The organism is Streptomyces parvus (genome assembly GCF_032121415.1).
Lineage (GTDB): Bacteria > Actinomycetota > Actinomycetes > Streptomycetales > Streptomycetaceae > Streptomyces > Streptomyces globisporus_A.
Genome location: NZ_CP135079.1, coordinates 2,790,421 through 2,801,568 on the forward strand (window position 1 = coordinate 2,790,421; position 11,148 = coordinate 2,801,568).

Here is an 11,148-nt window from a genome sequence, read left to right on the forward strand (position 1 = left end):
CGCGGAGGCTCTACGGTTCCAGCGTCAGCGTGTCGACGGTGGACGCGTCGACCGCTTCGGTCCCGAAGGACCAGTCGAGCAGTTCGCCGTCGACCCACTTGTCGGTCTGGTCGGTGTAGTGCGCGTTGAACGCGTGCCCGGAGGCCCCGCTGAGGTTGATCCAGCGGGACTTGTCCCAGTCGCCCACGTTGACGACCATGCGCATCGACGGCACCCAGACGACCTCGTAGCCGCTCGCCGCGTTCCACCCGGTGGCGTTGACCGCCGCCTCGCCGCCGCCGAGGTTCCAGGGGCCGCGGTTGAGCGCCCGCTGGAGCAGGCCGGGGCCCTCGGTGCCGAGCGTCTGGTTCTTCAGCGTGAGCCGGTGCAGCCGGCCCCAGCTCCAGGTGGAGATGTTCTTGCCGAGCTTGGAGGTCAGCTCCCAGCGGGCGTCCTCCATCGCCCGGGCGAACAGGTCGTCCCGGTTCTCCAGGGCGTCCTCACGGCCCCGGGCGGGCGCCTTCCACCACGCGTTGTCCTGGTCGTCGACGATGTCGCCGACCACCTGGAACCAGCGGTCGCCGCCGTCCGGCTGCGCGGTGTCGCCGTCGCGCTGGCCGCACTCGCGGACGAGCTTCCTCTGCTCATCGGCCGGGCCGCTGTTCTTGGCCGGCGGCACATTGATGCAGTCGCCCTTGACCCGCATCTCCTTGGGCAGCTTGTTGCCGAACGCGAGCTTCAGGATGTTGCGCCAGACGCCGTTGAAGTACGCGGCGGCGGCCGAGTCGGGCTCCTGGGTGTAGTCCCAGCCCTCCAGCAGCTTCTGGGCCTCGCGCACGCTCGGGTCGGAGATGTTGATCTTCTTCAGCTCGGGCACCAGCAACGCGGCGATCTCGCTGAAGTTGTCCATCTGCATCTTCTGCATGTCATCGGTCGAGACCTTCTCGCCGCCCTTGATCTTCTGGGCGAGGAGGTCGTTGATCCGCTGGCTGCGGGCGCCGTAGCCCCAGTCCTTGGTCAGGAGGTGGGGGTACTTCTTCTCGTCGATGACGGCCTGGTTGGCGGTGACGATGTAGCCGCGGTCCGGGTTGTACTCGTAGGGCAGCTCGTCGAAGGGGATGTAGCTCTTCCACGCGTACTTCGGGTCCCAGCCCGGCGCCGGGACCGTACCGTCGAAGCCCGCCGAGCGGACCGGGATCCTGCCCGGGGCCTGGTAGCCGATGTTGCCCTCGGTGTCGGCGTAGATGAGGTTCTGCGAGGGGACCTCGAAGTTCTCGGCGGCCGCCCGGAAGGTCGTGAAGTCCTTGGCCCGGTTGAGCGCGAAGACGGCGTCCATGGACTTGCCCGGCTGGAGCGCGGTCCACTTCAGCGCCACCGCGTACCCGTCGGCCCGGTCGGGGGCCGCGTTGCTGACGGGGGCCTTCTGGCCGACCTTGTCCAGTTCCCTGCTGCGGTCGGAGACCAGGGGGCCGTTGTTCGTCTCGCGGACGGTGATCGTCCGGTCCCGGCCGCCCGCGACCTTGATGGTCTCCTCGCGGGTCTTGAAGGGCTTGGTCTCGCCGTCGTACAGGTAGCCGTCGTCGGAGACCTTCTCCAGGAAGAGGTCGGTGACGTCGGCGCCGAGGTTGGTCAGGCCCCAGGCGATGTCCTGGTTGTGACCGATGATCACACCGGGCATGCCGGAGAAGGTGTAGCCGGCCGTGTCGTACTGGCAGGCCGCCGAGAGCTTCCGGCAGTGCAGACCCATCTGGTACCAGAGGGAGGGCAGCATCGGCGCGAGGTGCGGGTCGTTCGCGAGCAGCGCCTTGCCGGACGTGGTGTGCGCGCCGCCGACGACCCAGGAGTTGGAGCCGATGCCGTTGCCGTTCGGGCCGAGCAGCGCCGGGATCTCGTCGAGGGTGTCGGAGAGCGCGGAGAGCTGGGTGTTCAGACCTTCGCCGGCACCCTGAGGCGTCGCCGAGCCGACGGAGCCCGACGGGGCCGCCTCGGGGTCGAACTTCCCGGTGACCGGCGAGATCGCGCCCTGCTCGACGATCGGCTTGTGCTGCTTGTACGGGTAGCCGGGGTACAGGTCCTCGATCTGGTCCTGGTCGAGGCGGCTGGTCAGCAGCGAACGGTCGATCTCGTCCTGCATGTTGCCGCGCAGGTCCCAGGCCATCGCCTTGAGCCAGGCCACCGAGTCGACCGGGGTCCACTCACCCGGCTTGTAGTCGTTGGTCAGGCCCAGCGCCGCGTACTCGACCGAGATGTCCCGGCCTTCCTTGCCCTTCAGATAGGCGTTGACGCCCTCCGCGTACGCCTGGAGGTTCTTCTTGGTGCTCTCGTCGAGCACCTCGTCGTACTCCCTCTGCGCCACCTGCCGCCAGCCGAGCGTGCGGAGGAAGGAGTCGGTCTCCACCTGCCCGGAACCGAACATCTCCGAGAGCCGGCCGGACGTCATGTGCCGCCGGACGTCCATTTCCCAGAAGCGGTCCTGGGCCTGGACGAAGCCCTGGGCGCGGAAGAGGTCGGCGTCGGAGTCCGCGTAGATCTGCGGAATCCCGTAGGAGTCGCGTTTGACCTCGACGTCGCCGGAAAGGCCGTCGAGCGTCATCGATCCGGTGGTCTGCGGGTACGAGGCCCGCACGGTGGACACGGACCAGTACGCCCCGTACCCGACACCCGCGACGAGCGCCAGCACCAGGACGAGCACGAGCAGGCGGGCGCGTCGCCCCTTCTTCCTGCCGGGCTTCTTCGCGTCGGAAGGGCCGGAAGAGGCGGTTGTGTTGGCGGGCATCGCTGTCCTTCGAGGGGGCAGGGTGGTCCTGGGAGTGCAGGAGCAACCATAGGCGCAGCGGAGAAGCCACTCGGACGCGGTATAGGGATGCATCCATTTGCGTCTTCCTCGTACGAACCTCGAAGCCGTCAAGAAATCGTTAACGATTAGGTAAGGTAACGAAGTACCTGGCTGCCGGGGGCCGATCCGGCAGGCGCACGCAGGGAAGGAACGGACCCTGACTGTCCACGCGCTCAACGAACTCCTGCTCGTCTGCTCGCTCGTCCTGCTCGTCGCCGTGGCGGCGGTACGGATCTCCTCGCGCAGCGGGCTCCCCAGCCTGCTCCTGTATCTCGGCATCGGAATCGCCCTGGGACAGGACGGCATCTTCGACGTCAAGTTCGACAACGCCGAGCTGACGCAGGTGATCGGTTACGCCGCCCTGGTCGTCATCCTGGCCGAGGGCGGACTCGGGGCGAAGTGGAAAGAGGTCAGACCCGTCCTGCCCGCCGCCGCGGTGGTCTCCACCATCGGCGTCGCGATCAGCGTGGGAATCACCGCCTCCGCCGCGCACTATCTCGTCGGTCTGGACTGGCGCCAGGCGCTCATCATCGGCGCGGTCGTCTCCTCGACCGACGCCGCGGCCGTCTTCTCCGTGCTGCGCAGGGTGCCGCTGCCGCCCCGGATCACCGGTGTCCTGGAGGCCGAGTCCGGTTTCAACGACGCTCCCGTCGTCATTTTGGTCGTCGCGTTCTCCGCCGTCGGCCCGGTCGAGCACTGGTACGTCCTGGTCGCGGAGATCGCCCTGGAGCTGGCCATCGGCGCCGCGATCGGCATCGCGGTGGGCTGGCTGGGGTCCCTGGGGCTGCGGCACGTCGCGCTGCCCGCCTCCGGCCTCTACCCGATCGCCGTGATGGCCATCGCCGTCTCGGCGTACGCGGCGGGAGCCTTGGCCCACGGCAGCGGATTCCTCGCCGTCTACCTGGCCGCGATGATCCTCGGCAACTCCAAGCTGCCCCACTGGCCCGCCACGCGCGGTTTCGCCGACGGGCTCGGCTGGCTGGCCCAGATCGGCATGTTCGTGCTGCTCGGCCTGCTGGTCACCCCGCACGACCTGGTCGACGACTTCTGGCCGGCCGTTGTCGTGGGCCTGGTGCTGACCGCGGTGGCGCGGCCGCTGTCGGTCTTCCTCAGCCTCGCGCCGTTCCGGATTCCGGCCCGCGAGAAAATGCTCATGTCCTGGGCCGGGCTGCGCGGCGCGGTGCCCATCGTCCTGGCGACCATCCCGATGGTGTCCGGGGTGGAGGGCAGTACGCGCATCTTCAACATCGTCTTCGTCCTGGTCATCGTCTACACCCTGCTCCAGGGCCCGACGCTGCCCTGGGTCGCGAACAAGCTGAACATCGCCGAGGACCCGGCCGAGGCGGACGACCTGGGCATCGAGTCGGCCCCGCTGGAGCGGCTGCGCGGTCATCTGCTGTCTGTCGCCGTCCCCGCGAAGTCGAAGATGCACGGTGTCGAGGTCGGCGAGCTGCGGCTCCCGGCCGGCGCCGCCGTCACCCTGGTGGTCCGGGAGAACCAGAGCTTCGTGCCCTCCCCGGCGACGGTGCTCCGGCGCGGGGACGAGCTGCTGGTGGTGGCCACCGACCCGGTGCGCGACCGGGCGGAGGAACGCCTGCGCGCGGTCGCCGAGGGCGGCAAGCTGGCCGGCTGGCTGGGCACAGGCGGCTCCCCCGCTTCCGGAACCCCCGGCGCCACGGGCCCCCAGGGCGGGTCGGCCATCCCTCAGGCGATGAAACTGGCCAAGAAGCTCGGCGGCGCCGGTGCCGACACCCGTACCGGCGTCAACGGGAGCGGCAGCGGTACGAAGACCCGTCTCTGAGCCCTTCAGCCCCGTTCCTGAGCCGCTTCAGGGGGTGACACCGAAGGCGACCTGCGACGAACGCGTCGTAGATCACAGGCTGATACGGAAGCCCCGTGCGCATTCACAGGCGCACAGGGTTTCCTGCCTGTACCATGAAGGCAAACCTGATCGACCAACTCTGTCTGATGCAGAGCTGGCGCGACCGTATGGCGGTCGTGGTGTCTCTTCGCCCGGCGTTTCTTCGCCGATGGCAGCGAGCCGCCCGGCATCTACCGCAGTTCCGCGCGAAGAGGACAGCTCTCGGCCGCTTCCGTCCGGCCCGCCCCACAAGGGCGCCGGGAAGCAGGGCCACCAGGCGGCAGAAAGGCAAGGACCGTGGCGACCACGGTCTCCGACCGCCCCGGATACGGGCAACTGCTGCGCACCCCCGGTGCGTGGACCTTCCTCCTCCCCGGCTTCGCCGCACGGCAGCCCTTCGCGATGCTCACCATCGGCATCGTCCTCCTCGTGCAGCACACGACCGGCTCATACGGCAGCGCGGGTGCCGTGGCGGCGGTCTCCGGCGTCTCCATGGCGCTGTTCGCCCCGCAGAGCGGCAAACTCGCCGACCGGTTCGGCCAGCGTGCCGTCCTGGTGCCCGGGGTCCTGCTCCACGCCGTCTCCGTGAGCGCCCTGACCGTACTGGCGCTGGCGGACGCGCCCCTGTGGGCGCTGTACGCCGCCGCCGTGCCGACCGGCGCGTCGATCCCGCAGATCGGCCCCATGGTGCGGGCCCGCTGGGCGGCGATGCTGGGGGCGACCGCCGACCGGCCCGCCTCTCCGCTGATGTCCACCGCGGCGGCGTTCGAGTCGGTGACGGACGAGTTCACGTTCGTCCTGGGCCCGGTGATCGCCACCGCGCTGTGCACCGGTGTGCACCCGGCGGCCGGACTGATCACGGAAGCCGCCCTGACCCTGGTCGGCGGCCTCCTCTTCGCGGCGCAGCGTGCCACCCAGCCCGCCCCGCGTGCCAAGGCCACCGCGGCCGAGCCGCAGGCCTCGGCGCTCTCCATTCCTGGCGTGCGCGTCCTGGCCGTCACCTTCCTGGGTATCGGCGCGGTCTTCGGCGGGATGCAGGTCTCGCTGACCGCGTTCTCCGAGGAGATCGGCCACCCCGGGGTCAACGGGGTCCTCTACGGGATCTTCGCGGCGGGCAACATGCTGGCCGGCATCGCCTGCGGCGCCATCGCCTGGAAGAGCAGCCCGCGCCGCCGGCTGATCGTCGGGTACGTGGCGCTGACCCTGACCGCGTCCGGCCTGTGGGCCGTGCACTCGGTGCCCCTGCTGGCCGGTCTCGGCCTGCTGGTCGGCCTCTGCATCGCCCCCGCCCTGATCAGCGGCTACACCCTGGTCGAGGCGCTGGTACCCGCCACCGCCCGTACCGAGGCCTTCACCTGGCTGACGGGCGCGGTGGCGCTCGGACAGGCGGCGGCCGTGACCGTGGCGGGGCGACTCGCCGACGCCCACGGCGCGAGCACCGGATTCCTGGTCCCCCTGGCCGGAACCGCCCTGGCCCTGATGACCCTGCTCGCCCTGCGCTCCCGGCTGACTCCGAAGTCCCAGGGACGCACGGTGGCACGTGGGATCGGTCACCGCGAGCCGGTCACGGTGGACTGATCCGACGGAATACGTCAGTATGGAGCGTCGTTAGCACTCATTGAGTGAGAGTGCCAGGAGGAGCAAGTGCCGACCTATCAGTACCAGTGCACCGAGTGCGGCGAGGGCCTCGAGGCGGTGCAGAAGTTCACCGATGATGCCCTGACCGTGTGCCCGAGCTGCGACGGACGCCTCAAGAAGGTGTTCTCCGCGGTCGGCATCGTCTTCAAGGGTTCCGGTTTCTACCGGAACGACAGCCGCGGCTCCTCGTCGAGCAGCACGCCGGCGTCGACGGCCTCGAAGTCGTCCGACTCGGGTTCGTCCTCGTCGTCGACGGGCTCGGACACGAAGTCGAGCGCCTCGTCGTCCGCCTCCTCCTCGTCGTCGACCCCCGCGTCGGCCTCGTCGAGCGGTACGTCGGCCGCCTGAGCCCACGTACGCACGCACCACCCCGCCTTTCACCGGACCCCGCCGAGACCTCTCGGCGGGGTCCGTGCGTTTCCGCCGGGGCGGCACCCCGGCGGATACGGTGACCGCATGGTGAACGCACATACGGAAACGAACTCCGGTACGGGTACGGCGGGGGCCGAGGGGCCCGCGGAGATCGGTGTCATCGGCGGCTCGGGCTTCTACTCCTTCCTGGAGGACGTCACCGAGGTCGCCGTGGACACCCCCTACGGCAAGCCGAGCGACTCGGTCTTCCTCGGCGAGCTCGGCGGCCGCCGGGTTGCCTTCCTGCCCCGCCACGGACGCGGCCACCACCTGCCGCCGCACCGCATCAACTACCGGGCCAACCTGTGGGCGCTGCGCTCCGTCGGGGTCCGGCAGGTGCTCGGGCCGTGCGCGGTGGGCGGGCTGCGGCCGGAGTTCGGGCCGGGCACCCTGCTCGTACCCGACCAGCTGGTGGACCGCACGAAGGCCCGGGTGCAGACCTACTACGACGGTGAGACCCGGGCCGACGGGACCGTGCCCAACGTCGTCCACCTCGGCTTCGCCGACCCGTACTGCCCCGAGGGCCGCAAGGCCGCGCTCGCGGCTGCCCGCAGACGGGACTGGGAGCCTGTGGACGGCGGCACCCTGGTGGTGGTCGAGGGCCCCCGCTTCTCGACCCGCGCGGAGTCGCGCTGGCACGCGGCGATGGGCTGGTCCGTCGTGGGCATGACCGGGCACCCCGAGGCGGTCCTCGCCCGGGAGCTGGGGCTCTGCTACACCACGATGACCCTGGTGACCGACTTGGACGCGGGGGCCGAGGCGGGCGAGGGAGTCTCGCACGAGGAGGTGCTCCAGGTGTTCGCGGCCAATGTGGACCGGCTGCGCTCGGTGCTGTTCGACGCGGTGGCGGGGCTGCCGGAGAACGAGAGCCGCAACTGCACGTGCGCTCACGCCCTGGACGGGATCGACACGGGGATCACCCTGCCGTAGCGGGGGCGGACTGCCGCTCGGGCGGGGCGGAACTCACCGATCGGGTGACGGAGTTGTCCACAGTGCGAGGACTGTCCACAGGCCGCAGCGGGATCGGCTCGGACGGGGGAAAGTGAGGGGAGTTCGGCCGGGTCACACCGGACCGGGCTCCCCTTTCCCCTGCTCTTTCCTTCGCGGTCGTCCGCTCCCCATGCGCTCGTCCGCACTGATTCCAGGTGGTGCCATGTCCACTTCTTCCCCTCCCTCCTCCTGCCCCGCTCCGGTGCCCCTGCCGTGCGGCGTGGGCCCGTTCGGACCCCTGCGGGTGCGGGGCGGTGGCGCGGACCGGCTGCGGCGGATGGTGCGCCGCCAACGGCGTGCGGTGGCCGCGGGGCTCGCCCTGGCGGGCGCTGCGCTGGCCACCACGGGCCTGAGCAGCGCCGACGGAGGGGCCGGCCCGCCAAACGATCCGCCGGGGGCGGGCCTGCCACCGGTGCGGCTGGTCTCCGCGCCGGTCCGGATCGCGGATCCGGAGACCGTACGGCTGCTGCGGCCGGGAGACCGGGTCGATGTGATCGCGGTGGGCGATGCGGGCGGCGGCGACGCGCGCGTGGTGGCCCGGGGGGCGCGGGTGGCGGAGGTGCCGCCCGCCTCCACGGGGACCGGTGCGCTGGTGGTGTTGTCCGTGGAGCGGCCGACGGCCACGGCGCTGCTCGGTGCGGGCGCTTCGGGGCGGCTGGCCGTGGCGGTGGCCGATGCGCACTGACGTCCTGTCATCGCACGCGTCGGACGGGGCGGATTGGACAGTATCGCCTTCTCCCGCCTTGGGTGGTGGAGCAGTGTGCTCCCCTCACCGTCCATGCGAAAGAAGGCTCACCCGTGAGCGAGAAGAAGGTCAGTCTGCTGGAAGGATTCAAGGCCTTCCTGATGCGCGGCAATGTGATCGACCTCGCGGTGGCTGTCGTCATCGGTGCCGCTTTCACCAACATCGTGAACGCGGTCGTCAAGGGCGTCATCAACCCGCTGGTCGGCGCGTTCGGCACGCAGGACCTGGACCACTACAGCTCCTGCCTCCAGGGCCCGTGCATCACGGACCCCAAGACCGGGGAGATGGACGGGATCGAGATCCTGTGGGGCTCGGTGCTCAGCGCCACCTTCAGCTTCCTGATCACGGCCGCCGTCGTGTACTTCCTGATGGTGCTGCCGATGGCCAAGTACCTGGCCAGGCGGGCAGCGATGCAGGCCGCCAAGGAAAGTGTGCGGGAGACGATCGAGGTGAGCGAGCTGGAGGTACTGAAGGAGATCCGCGACGAACTGGTCTCCCAGCGCACCGGTGGCGCGCCCGGGCCGGGCTCGGGCGACGGCCTGGGCGGACCCGGCGGCGCCACTGCCGGCCCGCGCGAGGGCCGGTAGCCCTCCGGGCGACCGGTCAGATGTGGTGGGGCGGCTTCTCGTCCAGGAAGCGCGCGAGGTCCGCGGCGCTGCCGCCGGCCGGAGGCCGCTCGCCCCACCCCTGGTCCGTATCGTCCGCGGACTGCCGGTCCAGCGGATCGTCGAAGACCAGAACCGGTTTGGGCTTCGGTTCCCGGGGCGGCTGCTCCTGTGGCTGCTGCTTCTTCGCATCACGCGGGCTGGGGGCGGGGGCGGCGCTCATGTCTCCAGGGTACGGCGGCTCACCGCGGGGGGTGAGCCGCCGCGGGGCCGGGGGCGGGCGTCAGCGGTCCTTCGGGTCCACGAGCCACAGGCCGAGCACGACGAGGAACGACAGGCAGAGGAAACCGGCCCCCCACCAGGCCGTGCCGGTGCTGCCCTCCATCCACTCGTCGATCAGGACCGTCAGCCCCCAGAGCTGGCCGATGACGACGGACATGGCCAGGGCGAGGCGGGCGGTCAGCTTCGAGGAGCGCTCAGGATCCTGGTCGGTGCCCGCTCCGGGCCCTGGACCGGTGTGCCGGACGCGGGGGTCCCCGTATCCGCTGGTGGGGCGGATCTGCGGATACCGCTCGTGGACGGGCCGGTTCAGCTCGGGGTCGGCGCTGCCGGGGTGGTAGGTCGGGTAGTGGGTGCCCGGGGGCGGCAGCGGCTGCTCGGGGTGCGGGGCGTCGTTCATGCCCGCCCGCCCGGGCTCTCGGCGGTGACGGACGCCGCGCCGGCTCCGCGCCCGGGGCCGGTGACGCGGCTGCCACCCTCCCTTGCGCTGTCGGCCCGGGGGGCGGGCCGTTCACCGGCGGCCCGGTTCCGGGCGCGTGGCCCGGCGGCCCGGGGCGGGGACTCGGCTCCGCCGTCGATGCCCGGGCAGCCGATACGGGCGGCGAGGTCGGGGCGCTCGCCGCCGAGCCGGCGGCAGAGGCCCTCCTCGATGCTCTCGCCGGACCGGGTCGTCCCCACGGCCCAGACGCTTCCGTCGTCCTGCTCGATGACCACGACCTTGGGCAGCCCGCGCGGCGGCGGGCCCGCGGTGACCTCGCCGGACCTGGCGTCGAAGACTCCCTCGTGGCACGGGCAGTACAGCTCGCCCTCGGTGCCCCGGTCCTTGCGCCAGAGCACGGCGCAGGCGAGGTGGGTGCAGACCGCGGAGTAGCCGACCAGGGTGCCGTCGTCGAGGCGGACGGCGACGGCCCGGTCCTCCTCGCCCGGATAGCGGAAGGCGATCGATTCGCCGGGCGGGAGCGCGCCGGCGATGCGCTTCGGCTCGGGGGCCTTGCCCTCCTCGCCGTCGCCGTGGCGGTGGAGGATGCCCGCGGCCACCCCGATACCGCCGACGGCGAGTCCGCCGGAGACGGTGGTGACGATCCGGAGGTAGTCCCGCCGGGTGGTGAGTGAGTCGGCGGCGATCCGGTCCTGGAGCGCCTCGCGCGGGTCTCCCCCGGCGGGGTGCTCGCCGGCCGGCTGCCGGTCGGTGACGCTCATCGGCGGACGTCCTTCCCGTTGATCTCGACGACGGGAAGACCGCCGGGCACCGGCCACTGGACCCGTTCGGCCGGGACCACCACGGCCACGCCGGTGCGGACCTCGGTCTCGCCGAAGACGAAGCTGTCGGCGACCTGGACGCCGGGGCGCTCGGCCTGGAGCTCCTCGACGGTTCCGTAGAAGAGCGCTCCGGTCGGGCAGACGGTGGCGCACATGGGGGCGAGGCCGTAGGCGGTGCGGTCGTAGCAGAGGTTGCACTTCATCTGCAGCTTCGCCTCGAGGTCGATCTTCGGTACGCCGAAGGGACAGGCGTTGACGCAGTTGGAGCAACCGATGCAGCGGGTGGTGTCGGCCTGCTGCACCACACCGTCCGCGGTCACCAGGATCGCGTCGGCGGGACAGACCTCGGCGCACGGGGCGACCGGGTCCTCGCAGTGCATGCAGACAGTCGGGAGAGAGGCGACGGAGTGGCCCTCGTCGGTGTAGTCGAGGTGGATCATCGATGTGCCGCGGTGCGAGTCGCATTCGCGGCAGGCGGAGACACAGGCCTGGCAGCCGATGCAGCGCCCCGGGTCGATGAAGATCGTTCTGCCCATCATGGGCC

General features: G+C 71.0%; 11 protein-coding genes. 6 read left to right on the forward strand and 5 right to left on the reverse strand.

Features of this window, described 5'->3' with window-relative positions; translation table 11 throughout:
• Positions 1-10: 10 nt before the first annotated feature.
• Entirely contained in the window at positions 11-2,755 is a 2,745-nt protein-coding gene (locus tag RNL97_RS13400) for a penicillin acylase family protein (protein ID WP_030588839.1), read from the reverse strand.
• Positions 2,756-2,972: 217 nt separating this feature from the next.
• On the opposite strand from RNL97_RS13400, the gene RNL97_RS13405 reads away from it, so the two are divergent.
• The 6 genes from RNL97_RS13405 to mscL all read left to right on the forward strand — a co-directional run bounded on the left by RNL97_RS13405 (position 2,973) and on the right by mscL (position 9,047).
• Entirely contained in the window at positions 2,973-4,616 is a 1,644-nt protein-coding gene (locus RNL97_RS13405; RefSeq protein WP_078652120.1) for a potassium/proton antiporter, read from the forward strand.
• A gap of 357 nt (positions 4,617-4,973) precedes the next feature.
• Positions 4,974-6,254, forward strand: coding sequence for an MFS transporter (locus RNL97_RS13410; protein ID WP_030588833.1), 1,281 nt, complete (start codon positions 4,974-4,976; stop codon positions 6,252-6,254).
• Between the two features lie 66 nt (positions 6,255-6,320).
• A complete protein-coding gene (locus tag RNL97_RS13415) occupies positions 6,321-6,662 on the forward strand; it encodes an FmdB family zinc ribbon protein (protein ID WP_030588831.1) in 342 nt (113 codons plus the stop codon).
• Between the two features lie 108 nt (positions 6,663-6,770).
• A complete protein-coding gene (locus RNL97_RS13420) occupies positions 6,771-7,655 on the forward strand; it encodes an S-methyl-5'-thioadenosine phosphorylase (protein ID WP_313750722.1) in 885 nt (294 codons plus the stop codon).
• A 223-nt stretch (positions 7,656-7,878) separates the two neighbouring features.
• On the forward strand, positions 7,879-8,400 hold the full coding sequence (locus RNL97_RS13425) for a hypothetical protein (RefSeq protein WP_030588824.1): 522 nt from the start codon (positions 7,879-7,881) through the stop codon (positions 8,398-8,400).
• A gap of 113 nt (positions 8,401-8,513) precedes the next feature.
• Entirely contained in the window at positions 8,514-9,047 is a 534-nt protein-coding gene (mscL, locus tag RNL97_RS13430; RefSeq protein ID WP_313750723.1) for a large conductance mechanosensitive channel protein MscL, read from the forward strand.
• Positions 9,048-9,063: 16 nt separating this feature from the next.
• On the opposite strand, the gene RNL97_RS13435 is transcribed toward mscL, so the two are convergent.
• The 4 genes from RNL97_RS13435 to RNL97_RS13450 are packed head-to-tail and all read right to left on the reverse strand — an operon-like array spanning position 9,064 to position 11,143.
• Positions 9,064-9,288 carry a hypothetical protein gene (locus RNL97_RS13435; protein ID WP_030588817.1) on the reverse strand — a complete coding sequence of 75 codons (225 nt, stop codon included), beginning with the start codon at positions 9,286-9,288 and terminating at the stop codon, positions 9,064-9,066.
• Between the two features lie 60 nt (positions 9,289-9,348).
• Positions 9,349-9,744, reverse strand: a complete 396-nt coding sequence (locus tag RNL97_RS13440; protein WP_030588815.1) for a hypothetical protein — start codon at positions 9,742-9,744, stop codon at positions 9,349-9,351.
• Positions 9,741-10,544, reverse strand: coding sequence for a QcrA and Rieske domain-containing protein (locus RNL97_RS13445; protein WP_313750724.1), 804 nt, complete (start codon positions 10,542-10,544; stop codon positions 9,741-9,743). The genes RNL97_RS13440 and RNL97_RS13445 overlap by 4 nt, the downstream gene beginning before the upstream one ends.
• Positions 10,541-11,143, reverse strand: coding sequence for a 4Fe-4S dicluster domain-containing protein (locus RNL97_RS13450; protein ID WP_313750725.1), 603 nt, complete (start codon positions 11,141-11,143; stop codon positions 10,541-10,543). The genes RNL97_RS13445 and RNL97_RS13450 overlap by 4 nt, the downstream gene beginning before the upstream one ends.
• Between the last annotated feature and the right edge of the window lie 5 nt (positions 11,144-11,148).